At 44.1% G+C, this 22845-nt stretch carries 20 protein-coding genes and 1 tRNA gene; 9 read left to right on the top strand and 12 right to left on the bottom strand.

Annotated features, from left to right (window positions below):
* Window positions 1-484 precede the first annotated feature (484 nt).
* From OU421_RS12300 to OU421_RS12275, 6 genes are all read left to right on the top strand, one after another.
* A complete protein-coding gene (locus tag OU421_RS12300) occupies window positions 485-961 on the top strand; it encodes a dTDP-4-dehydrorhamnose 3,5-epimerase family protein (RefSeq protein ID WP_268186397.1) in 477 nt (158 codons plus the stop codon).
* A 22-nt stretch (window positions 962-983) separates the two neighbouring features.
* Window positions 984-1955, top strand: a complete 972-nt coding sequence (gene rfbB / locus OU421_RS12295; protein WP_268186396.1) for a dTDP-glucose 4,6-dehydratase — start codon at window positions 984-986, stop codon at window positions 1953-1955.
* Window positions 1955-2764, top strand: a complete 810-nt coding sequence (gene rfbD / locus OU421_RS12290) for a dTDP-4-dehydrorhamnose reductase (protein ID WP_268186395.1) — start codon at window positions 1955-1957, stop codon at window positions 2762-2764. The genes rfbB and rfbD overlap by 1 nt, the downstream gene beginning before the upstream one ends.
* Window positions 2761-3474, top strand: coding sequence for a sugar phosphate nucleotidyltransferase (locus OU421_RS12285; RefSeq protein WP_268186393.1), 714 nt, complete (start codon window positions 2761-2763; stop codon window positions 3472-3474). Before rfbD ends, OU421_RS12285 begins: the two co-directional genes overlap by 4 nt.
* A gap of 129 nt (window positions 3475-3603) precedes the next feature.
* Window positions 3604-4896, top strand: coding sequence for a glycosyltransferase family protein (locus OU421_RS12280; RefSeq protein WP_268186392.1), 1293 nt, complete (start codon window positions 3604-3606; stop codon window positions 4894-4896).
* 106 nt (window positions 4897-5002) lie between these two features.
* A complete protein-coding gene (locus OU421_RS12275; RefSeq protein ID WP_268186391.1) occupies window positions 5003-6088 on the top strand; it encodes a glycosyltransferase family 2 protein in 1086 nt (361 codons plus the stop codon).
* Between the two features lie 127 nt (window positions 6089-6215).
* On the opposite strand, the gene OU421_RS12270 is transcribed toward OU421_RS12275, so the two are convergent.
* The 10 genes from OU421_RS12270 to cfbA all read right to left on the bottom strand — a co-directional run bounded on the left by OU421_RS12270 (window position 6216) and on the right by cfbA (window position 18174).
* Window positions 6216-7679, bottom strand: coding sequence for an oligosaccharide flippase family protein (locus OU421_RS12270; RefSeq protein ID WP_268186390.1), 1464 nt, complete (start codon window positions 7677-7679; stop codon window positions 6216-6218).
* Between the two features lie 183 nt (window positions 7680-7862).
* Window positions 7863-10064: a DUF2206 domain-containing protein gene (locus OU421_RS12265; RefSeq protein ID WP_268186389.1), complete on the bottom strand. Its 2202-nt coding sequence runs from the start codon at window positions 10062-10064 to the stop codon at window positions 7863-7865.
* A 68-nt stretch (window positions 10065-10132) separates the two neighbouring features.
* Window positions 10133-10543 carry a hypothetical protein gene (locus tag OU421_RS12260; protein ID WP_268186388.1) on the bottom strand — a complete coding sequence of 137 codons (411 nt, stop codon included), beginning with the start codon at window positions 10541-10543 and terminating at the stop codon, window positions 10133-10135.
* Window positions 10544-11629 (bottom strand): glycosyltransferase family 2 protein, encoded by a 1086-nt coding sequence (locus OU421_RS12255; protein ID WP_268186387.1) that lies wholly within the window; start codon window positions 11627-11629, stop codon window positions 10544-10546.
* A gap of 1386 nt (window positions 11630-13015) precedes the next feature.
* Window positions 13016-13088 (bottom strand) — tRNA-Glu (locus tag OU421_RS12250).
* Window positions 13089-13186: 98 nt separating this feature from the next.
* Window positions 13187-14053, bottom strand: coding sequence for a branched-chain-amino-acid transaminase (ilvE, locus tag OU421_RS12245; RefSeq protein WP_268186386.1), 867 nt, complete (start codon window positions 14051-14053; stop codon window positions 13187-13189).
* Between the two features lie 62 nt (window positions 14054-14115).
* Window positions 14116-15495, bottom strand: coding sequence for a Ni-sirohydrochlorin a,c-diamide synthase (cfbB, locus tag OU421_RS12240; protein ID WP_268186385.1), 1380 nt, complete (start codon window positions 15493-15495; stop codon window positions 14116-14118).
* Entirely contained in the window at window positions 15492-16556 is a 1065-nt protein-coding gene (gene cfbD / locus OU421_RS12235; protein ID WP_268186384.1) for a Ni-sirohydrochlorin a,c-diamide reductive cyclase catalytic subunit, read from the bottom strand. The genes cfbB and cfbD overlap by 4 nt, the downstream gene beginning before the upstream one ends.
* Before the next feature lie 5 nt (window positions 16557-16561).
* Window positions 16562-17761: a coenzyme F430 synthase gene (cfbE, locus tag OU421_RS12230; RefSeq protein WP_268186383.1), complete on the bottom strand. Its 1200-nt coding sequence runs from the start codon at window positions 17759-17761 to the stop codon at window positions 16562-16564.
* Between the two features lie 5 nt (window positions 17762-17766).
* Entirely contained in the window at window positions 17767-18174 is a 408-nt protein-coding gene (gene cfbA, locus OU421_RS12225) for a sirohydrochlorin nickelochelatase (protein WP_268186382.1), read from the bottom strand.
* A 1274-nt stretch (window positions 18175-19448) separates the two neighbouring features.
* Here cfbA and OU421_RS12220 point away from each other — a divergent pair.
* From OU421_RS12220 to OU421_RS12210, 3 genes are read left to right on the top strand one after another with little or no spacing between them, the layout of a single operon-like run.
* Window positions 19449-20615, top strand: a complete 1167-nt coding sequence (locus tag OU421_RS12220) for a methanogenesis marker 9 domain-containing protein (RefSeq protein ID WP_268186381.1) — start codon at window positions 19449-19451, stop codon at window positions 20613-20615.
* Entirely contained in the window at window positions 20602-21420 is an 819-nt protein-coding gene (locus tag OU421_RS12215) for a triphosphoribosyl-dephospho-CoA synthase (protein WP_326493506.1), read from the top strand. The genes OU421_RS12220 and OU421_RS12215 overlap by 14 nt, the downstream gene beginning before the upstream one ends.
* The gene (locus tag OU421_RS12210; RefSeq protein WP_326493505.1) at window positions 21390-22004 is read left to right on the top strand and encodes a DUF447 domain-containing protein; all 615 of its coding nucleotides are present in this window, start codon (window positions 21390-21392) and stop codon (window positions 22002-22004) included. Before OU421_RS12215 ends, OU421_RS12210 begins: the two co-directional genes overlap by 31 nt.
* A gap of 382 nt (window positions 22005-22386) precedes the next feature.
* Here the strand turns inward: OU421_RS12210 and OU421_RS13095 are convergent, their stop codons facing one another.
* The gene (locus tag OU421_RS13095) at window positions 22387-22464 is read right to left on the bottom strand and encodes a reverse transcriptase N-terminal domain-containing protein (RefSeq protein WP_407659802.1); all 78 of its coding nucleotides are present in this window, start codon (window positions 22462-22464) and stop codon (window positions 22387-22389) included.
* A complete protein-coding gene (locus OU421_RS12205; RefSeq protein ID WP_268186378.1) occupies window positions 22460-22807 on the bottom strand; it encodes a hypothetical protein in 348 nt (115 codons plus the stop codon). The genes OU421_RS13095 and OU421_RS12205 overlap by 5 nt, the downstream gene beginning before the upstream one ends.
* Between the last annotated feature and the right edge of the window lie 38 nt (window positions 22808-22845).

The raw sequence follows: 22845 nt of genomic DNA, 5'->3' as shown, positions 1-22845 counted from the left end.
TCCTTTAGAGACAATTGCGCCGGTTTTATTCCCTGATCCATCCAGATCCATTTGCAAAACCCGGACACAGATTTATATTTTCCCTCCATGCGGTCGGGTTCAACTACCATATTCAGAATTATCAGGATAGAATCAAATAGAGAGAATTGTTATTGCCATTGTATCTCTCTTATTCCTGGATGAAGTGGATCCCAGAGCAGAGTTAAGCAAAGTCAGAGCAATGAGAAAATATAATCTTCATTCTGCCAGACCAAATACCAGTTAATAACAACTGGGACAATGAACATCAGATCAATAACGATAGATCAAATCTACTCTTACTATTGGAAGAATTAGTTGAAATATTCAGATAATTGATGGATAATGAACATTTAAGATATTAAAATATTATTTATTTATCTGCAAACATTATTTGACATTAATTTTATCTAATAGCTATTTGTGCACGTGTGGATTTATATACATTAAGTGCAATCCAGTGTCAATGAATACTGATATAAACGGGGTGTATATCAAACAACTAAAAGTCATACCCGATGAACGCGGGTGGTTGATGGAAATCCTGCGTTCTGATGATGAAATTTACACACAGTTTGGGCAGGTGTACTGTACAACAGCATATCCCGGTGTTGTCAAGGCATGGCACTACCACAAGAAGCAGACGGACAACTTCACCTGTGTCCACGGGATGATGAAGGTCGCTCTTTATGATGGCAGGGAGGATTCACCTACATACCAAAACCTTATCGAACTCTTCATCGGGGAGAAAAATCCGGCTCTTATCACCGTGCCGCCAGGAGTATATCATGGATTCAAGGCAATCGGAGATGAAACTGCCTTCTTCGTAAGTGTCCCCACGCTCCCCTATAACTATGCTGATCCGGATGAATTCAGATTGCCACCCGACACTGACGAAATACCCTACGACTGGGGCCTTGTCCCCGGCGTAAAACACGGCTAATCCATTTTGGGAGTGAGAGAAGATGCATCTGCTCGTCACCGGGGGCTGCGGTTTTATCGGCAGCAACTTTATCCGCCACATGCTCGAGAGTCATCCCGATATTTCGATCACAAACCTGGATGTCCTCACCTATGCAGGAAACACGGAAAATCTCAAAGATATAAAGGACGATCCCCGCTACACGTTTGTGCAGGGCGACATCTGTGATCGGTCAGCTGTGGATGGCGTCCTGGATCAATACCATATCAATACCATTGTCCACTTCGCGGCGGAGAGTCACGTGGATCGGTCCATCGCCGATGGTTCAGTCTTTGTGAAGACCAATGTGCTTGGGACCTTTACGATGCTGGACGCAGCGCTTGCGCACGGGATCGACCGTTTTGTCCATGTGTCAACCGATGAGGTCTACGGGAGTACTCCTGAGGGATCCTTTGTCGAGACCGACAACCTGAATCCCTCGAGTCCGTATTCATCGAGCAAGGCAGGGTCTGACCTTCTCGCCCTCTCGTACTGGCATACCCACCAGCTCCCGGTGATCGTGACCCGGTGCACGAATAATTATGGCCCTTTCCAGTATCCTGAAAAACTCATACCCCTCTTTGTGACAAATCTCATGGAGGGCAAGAAAGTCCCTGTTTATGGCACTGGCCAAAACATTCGTGACTGGCTCTATGTGATTGATCACTGCAGGGCAATCGACTTCCTGCTTGAGAACGGGCAACCTGGTGAGGCCTACAATATCGGCGGCGGCGAAGAAAAAACGAACCTTGAGATTACGGATACAATCCTCCGGCTGCTCGACAAAGACGAGTCGGTGATTGAGTATGTTGAGGACCGGAAAGGTCATGACTTCCGGTATTCCCTTGACTTCTCGAAACTCCGGAAGATGGGCTGGGAGCCCGCCTTCTCCTTTGACGAGGCGATGACGGCGACCGTGCAGTGGTATATCGATAACGAGTGGTGGTGGCGGCCCCTGAAGGAAGGGAGCCAATAATGGCCCAAAAGGTGCTGATCCTCGGGGCGTCCGGCATGCTTGGTACTGACCTGCAGAAGGTGTATCCGGATGCAGTCTGCCGGGGCCATGAGCTCGACATCACCGATGAAGCAGCGGTCTTTTCTTTCATTTCAGATCTGAAACCATCGCTCGTCATCAATGCAGCGGCCTTCACAAATGTCGATGGGTGTGAGGATCACGAGGATCTGGCGTTTGCGGTGAACGGGGAAGGGCCGGGATATATTGCTGCTGTCTGCCATGAGGTGGGAGCGACCCTTGTCCACTACAGCACTGATTATGTCTTTGACGGGTCGCAGGAACCATATACAGAGTCGGATATCCCGAACCCGATCAATGTCTATGGTGCCTCGAAACTCCGGGGTGAGCGGGCGATCATGGCTGCAATGGAAGATTACCGGATCATCCGGACCTCGTGGCTCTTCGGCCAGAACGGCCCGAACTTTGTTGACACGATGCTCCGGATTTCTGATGAGATGGAGACGGTCCGGGTTGTTGAAGATCAGTATGGGAAACCTACCTATACTGTCGATCTCGCTGCAAAGACACTGGTAATCGCTAACGGTGAACCGGGAATGTATCACATCACAAATGAAGGTGTCTGCTCTTGGTTCGAGTTTGCCTCGGCAATTATCCCAAATGTCGAGCCCTGTTCGTCTGAGGAATTCATCCGGCCGGCAAAACGGCCGAAGTTTTCGGTCCTTGAGAATACAAAGACCTGCCCGATGCGTCCGTGGCAGGCTGCCCTGAAAGAATACCTGGGAACAAAAAACATGGAGACATCATTATGAAAGGAATCATTCTCGCCGGCGGGACCGGGTCCCGTCTCCACCCCCTCACCAAGGTGACAAACAAGCACCTGCTGCCCGTCTATGACAAACCGATGATCTACTATCCGCTTGAGACTCTCATTGACGCAGGGATAACAGAGATCATGATTGTCTCCGGTAAAGGCCATGCCGGTGACTTCCTTGAACTCCTTGGTTCCGGCTCGGAGTTTGGTGTTCGTATTACCTACGAGATCCAGGACGAGGCCGGAGGCATTGCACAGGCGCTCGGGCTTGCGGAGCGATGGGCCAGGAAGGAGGACGTGGCAGTTATTCTTGGGGATAACATCTTTCAGGATAATGTCAGGAAGGATGTCGAGATGTTCGATGGTGGGGCGAAGATCTTCCTCAAGGAAGTCTCCGATCCCCATCGCTTCGGCGTTGCCGAGGTAGACGGCGATCAGGTAGTTGGCATCGAAGAGAAGCCGAAAGAGCCAAAATCGAACAATGCTGTCACCGGCCTTTACTTCTATGACGGCCGTGTGTTTGACAGTATTAAAAAGCTCACACCCTCCGGACGCGGCGAGCTTGAAATTACAGATGTCAACAACTCTTACATCAGGCGGGGTGCAATGCAATTTGCGATGCTTGAGGGATTCTGGAGCGATGCAGGGACGTTTGACAGTTTACTGAAGGCGAGCATATTGGTCCAGAAAAAAGCAATGACTGAATAATCTCCTCCAATCATTTGATAATTTGATTCAAAAAAGAGAGGCGAATAGAAGATGGAAAACTGTGAGAAATCGGTAATGATTATCACGCTTAATATGATTCCTTATAGCCAATGGGGCTGGTGCCAACGGATGTATTATCTGGCGGATTATCTTCAGGACCATTGTTATAATGTATATGTCGTCCACTCCCAAAATGCAGAATATTATGGTAACTATGGCAACACAATTCGATTTCATTCAATACCAGTTGGTTCTCCAAATATGCCAATATCTTCAGAGAACAATCTGGAATCTGAGGGTGAGAAAAATGAAAGCTATTTAAAAAAGAAAATGATTGGCAGTGCGAAACATATTTTTTATAAATCAAATATCATTTCACTTGAAAAGGGAATTTTTAACGAGCCAAATTGTGGTATGGGAGTGGCTGGTTACAGATTTATCAGAAATGCACGGGAACAAATATTGAATACCATATCTGAAAAAGGGATTAAGAATATCATAATAAGCGGGCCTCCATTTTCGCTTTTTTGTCTGGTTCAACAGATAAAAAAGCGTTTCCCGGAAGTGAATATTATTATGGACTACCGGGATCCATGGAACACTCCTCATTTATCATATCCTATTTCAAAGCATATTGAGCAGAATGCTCTAAAGCATGCAGATAAAGTCGTATTTTTAAATGAGAGAATGCTCTTAGATGCTTCATCGAAATTTAACCTTTCAAAAGAAAAATGTGAGGTTGTCCTAAACGGCTATTCCAAACAGAATTGGGACAAGGTTTTGAAGAACGCAAAAAATCGTGGGACTGTTTCCGGGCAAACATATTCAGATAGGATGATTATTGGATACATCGGAGGAATTTCGTTTGATAATAGGGGATACAGAAATATTTCTTCATTCCTGGATGCATATGATATTTTTCAGGAAAACAAAAATGTCCTGCTAAGATTTGTCGGCGCCGAGACATCCCAAAAAATTGAAGACATTAAAAATCACTTCCCTGGAACTCTTGAAGTATTGCCCCCTGTTGATACACAAACATCTCTACAATATATGTTGGAGTGCGATGTGCTGTTTCTGATTCACACAGACACTAAAACAAGTCGATATGTGTTAACAGGAAAATTTTTTGATTATATTCGAAGTGGGAAAGTAATTTTTGGTGTCGCTGGTAGCGATAATACCTATTTTCTCGAACTTATCCGAAAACATCATCTGGGAATTGGATGTTTATCTCAATCCACACACATTTTGGACAGCCTTGAACTGCTTTATAAGAAATGGGAGGATGGGACGCTCGAAGAACTGAGGAATGATAAGGGGTTGGATCTTGATAGTCTGTCCCGAAATGCACAGAATAGCAGGTATTTGGAATTACTTGGAGATTTAGAACCGACATATAGTATGGAATTGGTCACATGATTTTATCTTCAACCCATTACCAGTATTGCCATTGTTTGCCTCCAATTGTGATATGGAGGTCCTGTGGAGCATAATTAAATGTTTATTGTTGTAAGGATGATGTCTGATGGAATTCAATCTGAAAAATAATACGGAAACAACCCCTCATGTATCGATCATTATTCTGAACTGGAATGGATGGAAGGATACGATTGAATGTCTGGAGTCTGTTTATCAGATAACATATCCCAATTATGATGTAATCGTTGTGGATAATGGATCAGAAAATGATTCATTAGAGCAGATCAGAAATTATTGCCAGGGTAATACTCCCATTCAGTCGGATTTTGTAAAATTCCAGATTGATAACAAACCTATTCACATTATTGAATATGAGGCAAGTGACCCTAAGACATCATTGTCCCAGAAAACATTCTTGCAATCAATACCGCCAAATAAGAGATTAAGATTGGTAAAAAATGATAAAAACGAAGGTTTTACTGAAGGCAATAACATTGCGATGAGATTTGCTATTAATTATCTGAACTCAGATTATGTTTTGCTTCTCAATAATGACACAGTCGTTGATAGAAATTTTCTGACAGAACTAATACATGTTGGTGAACGTGGCAATTGCATTGGATTTGTCGGACCCAAAATTTATCAGTATAATTATAATGGGAGCAAAAATACGATCCAATTTGCAGGAGGCAAACAAAATATCTGGATTTTCCGTACCAGGCATATTGGATTAAATGAAATTGATGTTGGGCAATATGACAAAAACTATGATGTTGATTATGTGCATGGTTCATGTTTATTAGCAAAGGTCAGTATGGTAAAAAAGATTGGTATGTTGGATAATACCTACGTTTCATTTAGAGAAGAAAATGACTGGGGCATACGGGGATTTAGAGGAGGTTGGAAATCTGTTTATGCATATCGTTCGAAGATTTGGCATAAAGGAGGTGGTTCAACAAAAATTGGGAAAGGAAGATCTATTGCAATATACTACATGGTCCGAAATGAGTTTTTATTTATGAAAAAACATGCAAAAAATTCTCAGCAATTCGTTTATCTCTGCAATTTTTTTATTCGAAAATTTTGGTATACCATTGGGATACTGTTAATCCATCAAAGAAACGTAAATTCTACCAAAGCTTACCTGAACGGTACAAAGGACGGATTGAAAATATTAATGAATTTTGAATAATTCATGTATAATTAATTTATAAAATATTTAGCCCATACTGGCTTATGATCCAATCATACGACGGCTATACCTATTATTTGGAAGCAGACTGATCATCTCTGGGTATTAAGAGAGTGAAACCATGAAATCATTTCAAATTAAATGAAAAAGGAATGAACTTTTTAATGTTCGGATCTGCCAGGACAACATATAGGTAATAGGCAATAAAAATTAAACACGATAATACTAATATAATTATAGAATTTAGCGCAAGTAATTTAGCAAATATAAGAATTACAATTGCTGGAATCGTTATACCAAATGACTTCCCAATTACTCGAATTATATTTTTCCGCGGCATTCCGGCCATACCTACAAGCATCACAAAAAAAATACCATAAATCAAAATTCCAGAAAATGATAATAAGCCAAGAGCAATAACCACACTTCCCATCATGCCACCAACAAACAGAGATATAATTCGTGTAATGAAATTAAATCCACTAAATATTAGTCCAAAACTCTGTTTTTCCAGTACAACGTATATTGTACTTAATGGCGCATATAAAAACCAGATTATGGTCCAAAAACTCAATATTTGTGCATATAATCCTGCCTCCTCCCATGCACTTCCAAATACCACCGAAAAAATATCCGGCCCGACAATTCCAACGATCAACATCGGGAGTAACCCAACTTTAAGGAGAACTTCAGATATTGTTTCCACAAATGAGGCGAGATCACCGCTTCTGTATTCTACTGACGCCTGCTGAAAAAATACCTGAGATATCGAACCACCGATCAAAGTCATAGGCAGTTGAAGTACCATAAAACCAAGTGAATAATAACCAACTATAACCGGAGAAAAAAACGCTGCCAGGATAAACGTCGGTAAATGCCACGAAAGAGTGTTTAACAGTGCCGAACCGCTATCAATCAGAGGGAATTTTTTGTAACGCTTTAGCCCTTCCAGCATTTTCTTCCAGGAGATGCTTTCACGCAGAAGGACACGATCGTCTCGCCAGATCTGTCCTCCAAGCACTGCAGTTGAGACAGAAGAACCTATTAGGTTTGCACCAATGAGGCTTCCTCCTGTTGTATACCCTGCTAATCCGGCCCCCAACTTTACACCCGTTCCTGTAACAGAACTGATAATATTAGCAATCGAAAGGCGTCCGAAAAGTTTGGTACGTGAATTCCAGTAGTTCAGTGACAGAAAGACACCGTTAACAAAAACAAATAGTGGAATTATGATTAGGTATGGTGCAAGATCAGGCGCCTGAAGCAGGGAAATAAGGAAATCTCCACCAAAATAAAAAATTGGTATAGTTAGTATACTGACCATTACCGCACAGAGTAGGCAAATACCCAACAGATTTGCAGCTTCGCGATCATCATCGGGAAGCATAATCGCAAGTTCGTACCGTACGCAGGCAATGATTCCTATGATGCCCATAATTGAAGTAAAGATAGCAAGTAATCCAAAGGCTTCAGGACCATAGAGACGAGTGAGAACCGGTGAGGATAAAACTATGATAATCTGGGCAAATGTGGTGCCGGTTACAAGTTTTAAAACATCTTTGGCAAAAGACTGGCTATCAAACAAGGTCATTTAATCTATAGCTATTGCAATTGGGAATAAAACCATCTGTAAGAACTAATAAGATCAAATAAATATATTGATCAAACCAGGACATTACGACATCAATACAATATCTGTCCCATGATAAATCATCGGATAGGCAAAAGTTGTTTTCCGGTTTTCTCATAGTACCTTTCCTTCCGGCATGAGAGATCACTTGTAATACACCTCTGCACCACCGTTGGCAAAGATTTTATTTCGATTCAGAAAAACGCTCATTGAATCATTATTCATTATGGTCGTAGCTGTCGTTTCATGTTCTTCAGTTCGACTTTGTTTTTCCATAATATTGTATGTCCCCAAATAGAGGTACGCGTGCCCCCACATTTTACTCGAATTATCAGGCAAAGTTTCCGTGTATAAATATCCAAAACTTTTGAATAAATTTCTCCGTATTTCATCAACAAAGATCAGATCATTATGCACACTGTCCAGCCATTGGGCACCTGAAACTTCCCGATCATTGAAGAGTTCAGAGTCTGTGGTGCTTTCAATGGCTGTATGGTCCAACGCTATAGACGTTGATTTGCCCGTTGCAATTTCATCAACAAATCCGGAATTAAATAATAGAAAAATCACGAAAAATATTGAGATCGCCCCATATGAATTGCCTTTGAAGAAATGTCTGAAAATAATACTAAAGACGATCAACGCACCGATTATACAGAACGGTGCCAAAAAAATGAGGGTTATATGGTACAGCCTTGTTGTATTGAGTGCGTTGGCAAAATATGGTATGGTAACGCCGCCAACGCAGATTAAAAAATTTATTTCAGAAAAAGCAACATACTCGTTCTCAAATTTGAATTTGTCTCTTAAAATCACGCAGATAAAGAGTCCAACAATAATAAAAAATATTGTCACAAAATGCAGATATTTGGTAATGGTATGCAACATTGATGTGGCCTCCGTGACGATGACACTCATTCCCTGCGCAGCCTCAGGATTCATAAAGTCATCAGAGATACTGGTCACAATCCGTTCGCCAATAGCAATAACCGAGTCAAGAACGGATCCACTCGAGAAGGTAATGTACCAAAAAATGGTAAACATTATAAAGAACAATACATAAGCCAGAGTTATTGTCCTGAACGGTACTGGTATTTGACCGGAATTTCCCTGAGATTTATCAACAATTTTTCGTATTTTGGAATAAATGATCTCTTTGAATGCCCAAATCTTCGAATTTTCCATTAAAATCAAGAGTATCCACACAGCAATGAGAGAGAACAGGTATATCCATGTCAGGCCATAATGGGATACGATAATTGAAGCACCAAATAGGTACAGTAAATGTAGACTCTTTCTTCTGTCCATCGTTTTATCGATCATCACCAAAATTGTCAGGACAAGGAATAATTCTGCTATTTGCTGCCGTGCCAATGCGAGCATTTCAGAATAGAAAGTAAAAATCGAGATGAAAAAGAACATTGAAAAGAATGCGATTTTCATATTCGTTTGTTTTTTTACTGCAACATATAATCCCAGAGGTACCAATGAAAATATGAAGGGATAAATTATTTTCAGTACCCAGACCGGATCCATGTCACATATAGATGAAAAAAAGGGTATAAGAGAAACAATACTTAGCATTGCATTGGTATTTGCACGAATTGTTGAATCCCAGAATGAATTCTCGATCACCAGATTAGCAAGGTAATATTCATGAAAGATGTCCCACCCCCATAGATTCATCGATATGAGTGATTTATGAAACAAAAGAGAAAGTGTCAGCACAAAAATAGCCAAAGGATAGAATTTTGTCGGAATAACCTTATCAAAACCGATCAATATGGCAACCAGTGCAATTACAACGATCATGAACATCAGGAGAATGTTATTATGATGAACATTCATCAGGTGTGTCCCCAGCACAGATAGACAGGGGATGAGAAGCAAACCAAAAATTACCGGATAGTCCTTTCTATCAATGTTGATGAAATGTGGAATTGCAAATTCTTTATCACGAATATAACAAAGAATGCAAAGGATTAGAATAATCCCGCTTATTGTGAGTATCATCGGAATTGTCGAAAATGGCCTTTGAATTCCAAAAAACGGATAAACAATGTTCATGACACATCCGGTAAACATTAACACTGCAATGCTTGATCCAATTGAATAGAGCAGCGTTTCTGATGACTTAAGGTTATGCATCCCAAGAATTCTAAGAACCAGCATCCCAGGGATATATATGATATATAAAAAACTGATGAGTTGTCGTAAGACCGGGATTGAGAATCCTAAATATTCAAGGGTTATCAGACCCACTAAAACGAGATGGAGGGCAATAACTAGTTTTAGTAAAGGAATAATTGGCCAATCATTCATTTGAAAAGGATCTGATAATTTCATTTTGTTCTCCATAAATTTACCTACCCATAGGAAATCTGGTTAAATGAGTCTCTCTGACAAAAACAAATTTATCCCATTTCTCTTTGAGAGGAATTCCCGGAATTCCGGAACAATCGCGTGTTCAACAAGGATTCCTGTAATAAATCCGGTTTTAATTTAATCAGGATATTTGTTCTCGTATCCCTTCTTTGAGCATTGCTCTTTAACAGCGTGAAAATCATCCTGGCCAGACTCTTAGGATCCAAAGGCGACATGAATTTTCCAGCCCCCCTTTCAAGCAAATCCTCTGAAATACTGTTGTTAACATCTGCCATTTTCACCGGTTTTCCAAATCCGTATGTCCGTATAATGATATCATTTTCAGAGATTTGGCTATGGTAAAAGGAAAACACTCCGTGTTTCTCAAATAATGACATCTCCGGATCACAGGGAACGAGATCATTGTGAATAATAAACCCCATTTTCATTGCCTGTTTCATTCATTTCCTGTAGATTTTCATAATCTGGACCAGCGAATTGAGTAACAGTCCTGACGATATGAGGAGGAATCCAAGAAGTACCGCTACAGCACTCACCATCGTAAGAATGAACGGGAATTCCATAGGAAACGCGAAATATCCGGCTAAAAGTCCAAATAGAGCAATTAACGCGCCGGTAAATACAAATACCAACATTGGACGCTTATATCCAACGGTCCCTATCAGATCGTACAGAGGTCCAAGACCTTGCGTAAATGCATTTTTCTTATGAAAATTCGGATCACCGTATGCTACCTCTATGGGGACTTCGGTGATCTGCAAATTTCGTGAGGCGAAGTGATTGATCATATCAAATTCAATACTGTAGCCCTCGGAGCTGAAATCAAGGTTATTTATGGCCTTAGTGCTCAATGCCCTGAACCCTGATGTCGAATCGGTTGTTTTTGTCTTTGCTCCAAAATTTGTGAATGCACCCAGTGTTTTCTGCCCGATCATTCGATAAGCAGGAATAGCAGATTCCTTTCCAAGGTATCGCGAACCGATAACAAGATCAGCCTCGCCTCTGAGGACGGGTTCAACGATGGCAGGAATGTCGTCAGGATTATGCTGTCCATCTCCGTCAAACATCACTGCTGTTGTGTAACCCTCCTGTTTTAGCAGTTCAAACCCATACATCAGAGCTTGTGCTTTACCCTGATTTTTTTCAAGCTGAATTACCGTTGCACCAGCAAGCCTGGCAATATCTGCTGTTTTGTCATTTGAACCGTCATCGATGACAATGACATGATCAACATACTTCTTCGTCTTCAGGACGAGACTTCCAATCGACAAAGCTTCATTGTAAGCCGGGATAATTGCAGACAGTTTATTGTATTGTATCGAATCCAAATTGACGGGGGTCTTTGTCGGAGTTGATTTTCTACCTACCTGATTCTGTATAGGATCCAAATTGACGGGGGGCTTTATCAGGGTCGATTTATTTACGATCTGATTCTGCATAGGATCCATATTGATTGAAGTCTTTGTCGGATTCGATTTACTTACTACCTGATTCTGTATTTGTTGCATATATTCCTCCCTTTTCATTAATCCTGAGTGAAATTTACTACTGTTCTGATGCAAATGCTGAGATTGGTAACATTGTGCGTAGTGGTGGCATTATAGTATAAATATGTATTCCAAATTCCAAAAACAACCAAATCCCCATATTTATTTTATTAAATAATAATACTGGCAAATTGGGCACAAATACAGAAATTGGCGGACAAATGGAACTAAATAAAATTTAGTTATTTCATTAATTCAAATTGTGGAAATGTATTATATTATTTATAATATTCGTTTTTATTCCCAACACACATTCGTTTGAGCACCTGACAGATTTCATTGTCATCACAACTATTACCAGTACATATAACAGAATCTGCCCGAATAACCGCCAGTGACCAGCCCATGCTAATATTTCAAAGTGTCTGTGCTCAAGACACCGACTGGCACTCACCCATCATGGCGGGGACCATTAGATTTTGCCACGATTAGGCAAAAAACCATTCCGCCATAAAGGTTTCTATAAAATCAACGGGATCGATCCACGCCCACACAATGATTATTCTTTTCTTTCGGTTTGACAGGAAATTTCAGGATGCCTGAATTTTTAGGTACAATCATTTTATCGTCTATCTTACCGGTTGCCCTTCAGCCATTAATCATCCTCCTGATTCTTTTAGCCTTCTCCATAATTTTGGATTGTTCACTTCGATCATTCCAGAGATTTTCATGAGATAGCCAATACAGAAGTTCTGCGTATTGGTATTGAACACGCTCTCCTTGTTCCAGAGGTAAAAGGTGTGTATGAGGATAGAATAATGGGATAAGTGAAGATATACCAGCTAAATTTACCAATTGCCAATGATAATGTGCTTTATAGTCCGAAAATATCCAAAACCATTGGCATTATCACTGATAATCAGGCGATTTCGGGACTTATGTCTGTGAGGTGATGCCAGTTTTCTTTCCAGTGATCCATTTTGGATAATCTGTTCAATAAATACGGAAAATTTGAAGGAATGATTTTCTTATTATTGAAAAACTCTCAAAAGAAATACTACCGACTACCTTTGAATGTAAGTGAGGCAGCAAATGTGGAATATGGGCCAATAGGAATTTCCGAGGAGTATACACACCAGGAAACCCGCTCCAGATAAGGACGATTATCCTGTTTTACACTTTCACAGTGATTTTATTTCCTCTTATAGACATTCATCAAAAATTGAGAAACCATATAATCGGGTTTAGAATTTCTAAGACCCAATGAAAACAAATTCACACCCCATTTCCATTTCTGCTGATTCGGAATTATTACTGAAAATAATTACCGGAGATTCCCCCTTAAACATATTTTGATGCCGGGATAGCATCTTATGCCTTTCCGGAGGATAGTTAGAATAACTGAGAATTAACGGTACAAAAGTATGCTGATATGGGGATTCGAACCCCAGTCGCTGGCGTGAAAGGCCAGCATGATTGGCCCCTACACTATATCAGCAGTAGGCACGCTTGTGCCTGAATATATACGGGTCATTCTGATTTATATTTTTCGCATTGAACTTTACCACAAAAATCCGGATGAAAATATGGAAAAAATTAGTAAACAGGAGTGCCCTCTGTCTCTGTCTTGAGTGTGAATCCGGCCATCAGCTGTTTGACAACCGGCCCTGGTTTTCCTGTGCCTATTTCACGGCCATCAATTTTTGTTACAGGTGCAACTTCTGCTGCAGATCCGGTGACAATGACTTCGTCAGCGGTATAGAGATCAAAATACCCCAGGTTCTGTTCCAGCACCGGAATGCCCATTTCATCCGCAACTTCAAGGAGCACCATTCGGGTTATCCCCCTGAGGTTATTCAGGGTATGCGGCGTGATGATGACACCGTTTTTCACTACATAGATGTTGTCTCCGGACCCTTCTGCAACATACCCGTTTGTATCAAAGAAGATTGCCTCGTCGCCACCCTTATAATTGGCTTCAATCTTTGCCATTATATTGTTCAGGTAATTGAGACTCTTTACATTCGGGGGGAGCGATTGTGCCGGATTCCTTCTGATGGAGCAGGTAATAGCAGTGAGACCCTTATCATAGAGGTCACCGTACATGGCGCCCCATCCGGTTGCAATCACAATAATGGTGGGCGTCGCGCATTTATTTGGATCAAGTCCAAGATCACCGACACCTCGCGTTATAATCGGGCGTATATAGGCGTCTTTGAGGTCATTTTTCCGAAGTGTCTCAAGAATGGCTTCCTCCATCTCCTCTTTTGTGATTGGTATCTTCAGGTCGATGGTTTTTGCAGAATCCCACATCCTTTCGATATGTTCCCGGAGGCGAAACACCCTCCCGTTATAGGCACGAATGCCTTCAAAAACGCCGTCTCCGTAGAGCAGACCATGGTCAAAGACAGATACTTTTGCGTCCTCTTCCTGGACAAACTCTCCGTTCAGGTAAATCAGCATACAATAGTATACTCAGTGGATAATCAAATGGTTTGTGTCTGAAGATTCCGGAATAAAAAGAGTTATTCAAAATGGTTCCTGCACGTCTCGGTGAAATGCCTGAACATATCGGGAACGGAAGATGGATGCAGATGAGTATATCCTGCAATGGTATTGTTGCAAATCGCTCCGTCCCGGTTATCCCGGATGCCTTTCCCACGGGTAAGCCGATATGCATATTCGGTGTCATCTGCGAGGCGCACATCAGTATGATGGAATTCATGCCCGGCAAAAAAACCTCCCCCAAGAGGGCTTTTATCCGATGCAATTCCTTCCACATACCCAATGACCCGTTTCACCGGCATTCGTGTTTCACCTTCGAACACACCCGCCATTGCATAATGTTCGTCTGTTGTTCGTCCGTCATACCCGGAACCAAGAATCAGATCTTCTGTGAGATAGATGAGTCCGCCGCATTCCGCATAGATGGGGGCGCCATTTGCAGATACTTCCCGGATGGCGTCCCGCATCCGGGTGTTGTCTTCCAGTTTGTCCGCAAAGAGTTCAGGATATCCCCCGCCGATGATATACCCGTCCGCATCCGGCAGTCGGTCATGTATCGGACTGAAAAACACTGGTTCTGCACCCAGTGCACGGAGAATATCAAAGAGATCGTTGTAGTAAAAATTGAATGATTCATCAAGGGCAATGCCAATTTTTATGTCTGTTTCGGCTGCCGGACGAAACAGTGCGGGCTGTTTTTGGGGTGCGGGTGATTCCTTTGCGATATCAAGAAGCTGGTCAAAATCGACATGATTCCCGATGATCCGGGTGATTACCTGTATTTTTTCAGTGAATACTGATTTTTGTGACCCTTCAAGGAATGGCACCAGGCCCAAATGCCGCATGGTGAGTTTCATCTCTTCACTCCGGGGAATCGCACCAATGACCGGAATGCCGCATGCATGTTCGATTGCTTTTGTTGCTTTTTCCCGGTGTATCCCGCCTTTCACCTGATTGAGAATGACGCCTTTAATACGGACTGCCGGGTCAAACATTTGGAATCCTTTCACCAGTGCTGCTGCACTGCGGGTAATGCTTCGGGCATCCACCACCAGAATAACCGGCAGATCAAGGGTCTTTGCGATACTTGCAGTTGACCCCCTGTCTGTCAGGGCATCAGATCCTTCATAGAGGCCCCGGACGCCTTCAACAATGGAGATGTCCGCCCCGATTGCACCATTCGCATACACATCATGAATCAGCGGAGTGTCCATGACGAAACTATCCAGGTTTCTGCATGCCCTGCCGGTAACGCCGGTGAGATATGAGGGATCAATATAGTCCATGGCCACTTTAAACGGCTGGACAATATTCTCTTCGGAAAGCAGTGCTGCTATCGCAAGGGTGATGCTTGTTTTCCCACTTCCTGAACGGTCTCCGGTGATGAGAAGACTCTTCATAAAAGACTCCGTATCGTCTCCCCGAATTCACTTGCAACAATTTCATGAACGCCAAGCGTTTTCGGGTGCAGGTCAATTTCTACAACGACGTGCTGGTGGCCGATGTCACGTAACGGTTCAACCTGCCGGGGACCGTTAGTAATGGAAAACATCTCAACTCCTTCGGTGTATTGCGGGGGAATTGCATGAGGTACGCCTGCCACAACAGCGAAATCCGGTTTGGCTTTCTGTATGATTTCTCCCAGCGCATCTCCCAGGACACCATATTCATCAAGGGCACCGGTCAGAATCGGTTCGATATCATGCGCCTTCAGACCATTCCTGATATTTTCCGCATCCCGTCGTACCTTTGCAAGGCCCAGATCAGAGAGATTTGCATAGTACCGGATGTCCGCCTCAGGAGACGATTCATGGACGGCAACCATAATGTCTGCGAACATATATGCGGTCTCCTTTTTTGCATTCAGGATTACAAGCCCTTTTTTTCCGGCACCGATGCATTCGAGGAGGCGCCCTGCTGCAATATGTTTGAGATCACCGCGGGAAGGTTCGATATATGGTTTGCATGCAGCCCCCCGTGTCCGTTCAACTTCATTTGCACCGATAAGGAGCCGTTTCTGACGGTCCAGTTCTTCAACACTAATCCATCCGGCATCTGCAGCAGGACGGAGTGCCGCCATGACTCCATCAATATTTTCCCGAAATCCTGCATGAATATCCATAGCAATTGCTGGTGTATGGATTCCGGAATCGCGGATGGCCGCCTCCATATCCTCACCGATGATCATCGAGACACAGGTGCCGACAACCGCAATTCGTGAGGGCGAAAAGGTTTCTTCTGCATATCTCAGGACACGTTCAAGTGCGTCCTGTCCCCCGAAGATGAACTCATTGTCGCCAAGGGATGTTGTCAGTACCCGCAGTCCGTCTTCTTCGAGGAGGCGTGCATGTTTAAACGAGCATCCTGATGGTCCGTGTAGAATGGCAAGGTCACATCCCAGATCACGGGCGGTATAGAGGGCGGCAACAATCGAACTGGGTCGTGGCTGAATGTACTGCATATGTTTTATCTCCAGGTTTTCACAGCGAGCACGATAACTCCTGCATGTGATATGGTCTTGGCATATTCCTCCCCCTCTGCAAGGGTAGAAAGATGGACGCATGGGTATGACAACTGGGATTCTGTATCATCCGGGTAGGCACTGCCCACCAGTATAACAGAGTCCGGTTCAGTTGTTTCAATTACGTGTTTGATATCTGTGAGAGAAAAGCCTTCGCAGATATTCTCTGCTTCAGCACCGATAACAAGATGCACCGGTGATTCCGGGAGGATAGTCCTACCATATCGGACTGCTTCAATGGCGGTTTTTTGTGATGTACCGGAATTTGCGTCATCAATTAGTACCGATGAGCCAACCGGCGTGGCATGGAGTCTTCCCGGAAGGGCGGTAAATGTTCTGAGAAGATCTGGTGAGTATCCCAAAATGCATGCTGCAGCGGCGGCAGTCTGTATGGCATTTCGGTAAGCGGTGAGACAGAGGAGGGAATTGGTGAATGATCCCTCCCTCCCCTTGTATGACCATGTGCAAACCGCATCTTCGCAGGAGACAATATCTTCTGCGTGGAGGATTCGCTCATCCTCCCAGGATATGCCGGGTGCGGCGAGAATGGTCTTGCAGGAGAGAAGCATCCCCTTTTTGATCTCTGCTGCATGCTTTTTTCCGCCTGCACAGAGGTAATCCTCATCTGATGTCAGAATGCCAAGAGTACCTATGCCACTGACCCCCAGAGATTCCTCTGCAATCAGCCAGCCACCGGAGGCAATGGCCATCTTTGCTGCGACAATGGTCGATGCAGGGGTGATGCTTTTTTTGCCTAACACCGTTTGTGACGGAAATTCAGTAATCCCGACAGAAGAGAGCAGAATACCGGATCCCGGAAGAATAGATGCAAGTGCATGCGCCGTGGTCGTTTTCCCCCGTGCTCCGGTGATTTCTACGGTAAAACGGGGACAGGTTTTTCCCAGACAAAAGGGAGTCATCTGGTGATGCGTCCGGTACTGTGCTGTCATCTGCATCAGGGGATGGCCAGGGTCGAGATGGACCGGTGCTGCGATGATATCATATGTCCGTTTCAGTGCCTCATCAACTGAGATACTGCCGTCTCCACGGTACACATCAACAGTGTCAACACGATGACCCTGCAATAAAAGATGGCGGGATATTTCGGTCCCGCCATGGATGGTGTCAACCACCAGAATATACATATGAATCAGGACTGATTGTTCAGTACTGCATCTGCGTTTTTAATCATCAGATCAGCAAGCATCGGGTCACTGCCAATAGGCTGTGCGTAGAGCAGAGGAATTTCGGTTCCGTTTGCAAGGGCGAACGTGCCGGCATTTGAACCTTCAGCAAGTCCGAGGATTTCAGGAATGTCGACTAAGATGTGGATACCTTTTGCGAGGAAGAGTGGCACAACAACGAGTTTTTCGATGTCTTCTCCCTTAAATTCCTCAAGTTTTTCCTGCACCGTTGGTTCGTTAATGCTCATGAATCCGGATTTCACGAGGAATCTGTCTTCTTTTGATGCAACCAGGTCTGCTGTTGTTTCAATGAGTTCTTTATTGTACGGTTTCTTGCTACCATGTCCAACCAGTAAGAATCCTGTCTTTGCCATATAATACTATGTAATACGATATTTAGTAAAATAGTTACCGGTTTTTTCATAATTCCCCATTTATACATTAATTTATACATTAATCATTTGCTGTTTTTGGCAGGAAATTGTCTGTGTATAGAAGGATTTTTCTATTGAATCAGGCCCCTGGGGAGAACATATTTTATTATGAGTCCCGGTTACCTACACAATATGGTGACACTACCAATGATGTACCGGACCCTTAGACAATAAACTGCCGTTAATGAACAAATTCATTCGTCTGAACCCGATTATTTGTCCCTGAGTTTATCTTAAATAACCTGACACGCCGGATGAGAGGAATAGAACCCCCCTCCAGTCTCACCCCTGCAAATCCAAATTTGGATCAGCACCAATTTGAAAAATACCAAAATGAGACAATTCTTCGGTTAAACAGGATCTATGACGTCTATTTGATCAGAAAAATCAAATCCACACAGAAGCCCGGAGTTGTCTGATCTCATCTGCAGACAACGAATACATCCTCTCAAATTATCTGTGGGTTACGGCCGCACAGTAACTCGCAATAATCCATCATTTTTACAAATAAATGCCAATTTGCAGGTATTATTTCACTCACAAAAGATGAATCTGAAATACGTCCATTTTATCCTCTAATTCCCGAAAAATGGCGATTAAAAAAAGGAGAAAACAGAATTATCCCATACGATACCATCCGGTTATTTACACAATGATATATGATTATTTCATATTTCTTCGCCATATGGTGAAAAGTAAATCATTTCTGGCACAAACAGACAATTCCAGCGTGTTTTCGTATATAATGATCTGTCTATTCATTTCAACCTGTGTGCGCTAAGAGATACACGCAAACACCCCCTCAACATTCGGATCAGCCATAGGTTCTCCCGAATTCAGGAACCTGCAAAAAATATCAGCAGACAAAAAACCGGCATGGCAGATTCAAACAGAGTGGGAGGGATGCCTCCTTCTGATAAACCCACAGTACTATACATCACTGAAAGGGAAGGCCTTCCGTGCTGTTTCTGGTATTATTGCAGACGTTTTTGTGCGCTGGAAGTATCCCCTGTGGAAAAATTGTGAACGAATTATCCGGTAAATCGGGAGCACGAGATATGTTCGCACAAGGGAGCAATGCGAAGGCGGTATTATATGAAGGAAAGCACCATTCGGTATTATCCAGCGATACCCGAAGATATGGGTAAAGAGAGTTATTTCCCGCACCACGGTATTGATATCCGTACGGGAGAGCATATAGGAAGCCATTACATATGCCGAAGAAAAATGAATACAATAGGATGATTATGGACCCCTATGATCGGTATGAACTGATGGTAAATGGGACGGTTGTACAGACCCCCATTGCACTGGCATCAATGGCTGGTGTGGTTGATGCTGAATATGCACTGGCACGCAGTGAAAATGCAGGCATGGTCTGTATCGGGGGGTATTCAATTGACGAAGCCACAATGGCAGCATCCCGCCTTCTTGTGGAGTCAGGAAGGGAAGAATTCCTCACAGACAACCCGATTGCTGAAATTCGTGCACAGGCACAGATCCTTGTTGAGAGCGGTCTTGTTGTCGCGGTAAATATGCGCGGAAGTGCACCGGAATCATTTGCAGCGGTGGCGCGGGCAGTCGGTCCCGGCCTTGTGTATGAAATTGATGCGCACTGCAGGCAGGAGCCCATAATTGCGACAGGGTGTGGCGAAGCGCTGCTGCATGACACCGGGAAACTGGAGGAGACCGTCCGGGCACTGAAAGCAGAGAATGTTACGGTTTCGGTGAAGATTCGTGCCGGTGTAGCGGACGATGACCGTGCGCTGGCCCGTGCTCTCTGGCAGGCCGGTGCAGATATCCTGCACATCGACCTGATGGATTTCGGCCATACCAAACTCCGCCAGATCCGCAATGCATGCCCGCTTATTCTGATTGCAAACAATTCCATCTCGTCATTTTCGGTTGCAAAGGACATGCTTGCCCATGGGGCGGATCTGATCTCTCTTGCACGTCATGCAGACCCGGAAACACTCGCGTCCCTAAACGAGAAGATTGCAGCGTATGCGGATGAAACGGGATGGTACAACGCCCCGAAGCAACTCTGCCGCGGCGGAGATATCCGCAGCCTGACCTTCTGCTGCATGCCGGTGAAAAAATGTCCCCTTCTGCCGGTTCTTGAAACCCTCGGGATTTCACGGAATGAATTCATGTCCCTGAAACTCAATGGAGTGAAAAACACGCCCATCGAAGGAGGGGAGAATACCTGTTTCGGGAGTCTTGCCTGGTGCTGCAAGAGTTCGACGCCGTGTATCTTCCGCAATATGGCCCTGCAGGAGGCTGGTCTGAGTTTGCCTGACTACATGCGATATAAGAGGCGTCTTTCGGAAAAACTGATGAAGCGGGTGTTTGAAGGCGATGCGTTCTATGCGACGGAGTGAATGTGCACAGATAGCGATGATGCTTGAGGTCTGTGCATACCCCAAACCGGGGAATGTGGACCGGTGCCATGATTATGAAGATACATGGCTTGAGCATTTTCTGGCATCAGCGATTCTTGCACGCCCTGCTTTTGTGACAGCAGAATACAGTACTGCAGGGCTGGGGGCATGCCTCAAAGAAGCGGTCTCCCTGACTGCGGTACATGAAGGCGGCAATACTCATTTTGGCGCGTATATTCTGTTGTTCCCCCTGATCATGGGGGATGGTATCGAAGGAGCGCTGGATATCACTGCACGGACAACGGTCGAAGATGCTCTTAATTTTTATGAGGCCTTCGGTCTCACAGAAGTCCGGATGAATAAGACTGATGATCTGGATGTCAATGATCCGGAATCTGCCCGCCACATCCGTGACGAGAAGCTGACACTCAAAGATATCATCTCCTACTCTGCACCGGGAGATATGGTCTGCCGGGAGTGGCTGAACGGGTTTGCCCTCAGCCGCCGGGTAGCGGATTTCCTCCTTGCGGCACCGGACGGCAAACAGGCCATAGTCCGGGCATTCTTCTCACTTCTCGAATCGGAGCCGGACACCTTCATTATCAAGAAGCATGGCAGGGATATTGCGGAATGGACAATGAAACAGGCAAAAGAGGTATCTGCCGGTATTCGCAGTGCGGAGGACTTCGATGAGGAATGCCTCGCACGGGGCATCAATCCGGGATCGATTGCGGACATCACCATAGCAGGCATTTATCTTGCACTCAGAGAGGGATGGAATTGGGAATCCTCGCAGACGGCATAAACGAAGTCATCGCAACGACCGTGAACCCCGAAACCGGTATCCCCAACGCGGCACCGATGGGGATCATCGCTCGCCGCGGCCGCACGATGATGCAACTCTTTCACGGCACACATACCGAGGCAAACATCCGGGCGTCCGGGTGGGTGGTGGCAAACCTCACGTTTGACCCGATGGTATATGTAGAGTCAGCGTTTGGTGATCTGCCGGATGAAGCATTTACCGAAATATCAACCAAAATATTAACCGAAGGTGTGGATATTCCGGTGACCATGCAACGGTTATCTGTCGGTGAAGGATGTGAGGCATGGGAGGCCTTCACCACCACCATTGTGAGCGACAACCCGAAGACGCTGGTGGTGGAATTAACACCGGTTGCATCTGAAATTCTTGACCTGCAGCCGCATCCTCCCAACCGGGCCTTTGCAGGGATCATTGAGGCAACAGTACATGCGACACGGTATGTGATGACGCGTGATCCGGAATTGTGGGCATTGATTGAGCAATCAGCCGAGATAGTGAGGAAATGCGGCGGAGAAGAGCATGTGGCGGCGCTTGAGGTGTTGATTGCGTTTTGTCAGGAATGAAAAACATTTGATTTAGAAATTTTGATAATTCTCCATCTGCCAGTTCTCTGAATTAAACTATTTTTTTCTCACATTCGAAACTACAACCGATCTTATTTCTGGGTGGCCCTTGATCTCCTGCTGGCGTTTTGCAACGAATAATCCAGACAATTTCATAATTATCTAAACATTGTATCTCCCCCACTTGGCAAAGTCCATACAACAGAGGAGCAAGGGGTCGAATAACAAGAGAGGAATTACTTCCTCTCCCGTCTTCTAAGAACCCGGCGTGCCCCTTTCGAGGCACCGGGCTCAGGCTCTTCACAACCCTAAATTAGGGCGGTAGTGCAAAAATCGGACAATTTTGTCTGGGCGCCGGAATTTCCATATTTTTTTTCAAATTTCATTGCTCTTTTTGCACAGCCTTTGCGATTCGGGTCTGTAGTCGATTAACAAATTCTTCAACACTTTTCCAGTCAATGGAATTCCATTTTCTGGCAAGGTCTCTGTCTGTACGCTTCTCGCTCTGTGGCGTAATTGAATGCTGTACATTCATCGATATACCTCCTTTCAATGCCGTAAAGAACCAGCAGCAAGTCTGCACCATTTCGGGTTAGAGTAGACACACCTATCCTACCCATTACAGGCAGGCTTTGGCTTTTTTGCTGCTTCCTCTCCCGTCTTGTCCATTTGTTCTTCTCGCGAAGTTCATACCTCTTTGAGGGGGCAATACGGGTTACCAAGTTCCATATCAGAGATAATTCTGACGATTTAGGGCCCACCTCTGGACCGAAGACTACAATATCCGTTCGGTGAATTGTCATCCCAACCAATTCATCTGAGTCTCATACCATTTTGGTTC

Source organism: Methanogenium organophilum (genome assembly GCF_026684035.1).
GTDB classification, from domain to species: Archaea; Halobacteriota; Methanomicrobia; order Methanomicrobiales; family Methanomicrobiaceae; genus Methanogenium; species Methanogenium organophilum.
This window is presented reverse-complemented; position numbering and strand designations above follow the sequence as displayed.

What these genes read in the sequence shown, in the direction of transcription:
- OU421_RS12300 (WP_268186397.1), top strand. Translation starts at nt 485, where the DNA reads ATGAATACTGATATAAACGGGGTGTATATCAAACAACTAAAAGTCATA.
- rfbB (WP_268186396.1), top strand. Translation starts at nt 984, where the DNA reads ATGCATCTGCTCGTCACCGGGGGCTGCGGTTTTATCGGCAGCAACTTT.
- rfbD (WP_268186395.1), top strand. Translation starts at nt 1,955, where the DNA reads ATGGCCCAAAAGGTGCTGATCCTCGGGGCGTCCGGCATGCTTGGTACT.
- OU421_RS12285 (WP_268186393.1), top strand. Translation starts at nt 2,761, where the DNA reads ATGAAAGGAATCATTCTCGCCGGCGGGACCGGGTCCCGTCTCCACCCC.
- OU421_RS12280 (WP_268186392.1), top strand. Translation starts at nt 3,604, where the DNA reads ATGTATTATCTGGCGGATTATCTTCAGGACCATTGTTATAATGTATAT.
- OU421_RS12275 (WP_268186391.1), top strand. Translation starts at nt 5,003, where the DNA reads ATGGAATTCAATCTGAAAAATAATACGGAAACAACCCCTCATGTATCG.
- OU421_RS12270 (WP_268186390.1), bottom strand. Translation starts at nt 7,679, where the DNA reads ATGACCTTGTTTGATAGCCAGTCTTTTGCCAAAGATGTTTTAAAACTT.
- OU421_RS12265 (WP_268186389.1), bottom strand. Translation starts at nt 10,064, where the DNA reads ATGAAATTATCAGATCCTTTTCAAATGAATGATTGGCCAATTATTCCT.
- OU421_RS12260 (WP_268186388.1), bottom strand. Translation starts at nt 10,543, where the DNA reads ATGAAACAGGCAATGAAAATGGGGTTTATTATTCACAATGATCTCGTT.
- OU421_RS12255 (WP_268186387.1), bottom strand. Translation starts at nt 11,629, where the DNA reads ATGAAAAGGGAGGAATATATGCAACAAATACAGAATCAGGTAGTAAGT.
- ilvE (WP_268186386.1), bottom strand. Translation starts at nt 14,053, where the DNA reads ATGCTGATTTACCTGAACGGAGAGTTTGTCCAGGAAGAGGACGCAAAA.
- cfbB (WP_268186385.1), bottom strand. Translation starts at nt 15,495, where the DNA reads ATGAAGAGTCTTCTCATCACCGGAGACCGTTCAGGAAGTGGGAAAACA.
- cfbD (WP_268186384.1), bottom strand. Translation starts at nt 16,556, where the DNA reads ATGCAGTACATTCAGCCACGACCCAGTTCGATTGTTGCCGCCCTCTAT.
- cfbE (WP_268186383.1), bottom strand. Translation starts at nt 17,761, where the DNA reads ATGTATATTCTGGTGGTTGACACCATCCATGGCGGGACCGAAATATCC.
- cfbA (WP_268186382.1), bottom strand. Translation starts at nt 18,174, where the DNA reads ATGGCAAAGACAGGATTCTTACTGGTTGGACATGGTAGCAAGAAACCG.
- OU421_RS12220 (WP_268186381.1), top strand. Translation starts at nt 19,449, where the DNA reads ATGCCGAAGAAAAATGAATACAATAGGATGATTATGGACCCCTATGAT.
- OU421_RS12215 (WP_326493506.1), top strand. Translation starts at nt 20,602, where the DNA reads ATGCGACGGAGTGAATGTGCACAGATAGCGATGATGCTTGAGGTCTGT.
- OU421_RS12210 (WP_326493505.1), top strand. Translation starts at nt 21,390, where the DNA reads ATGGAATTGGGAATCCTCGCAGACGGCATAAACGAAGTCATCGCAACG.
- OU421_RS12205 (WP_268186378.1), bottom strand. Translation starts at nt 22,807, where the DNA reads ATGACAATTCACCGAACGGATATTGTAGTCTTCGGTCCAGAGGTGGGC.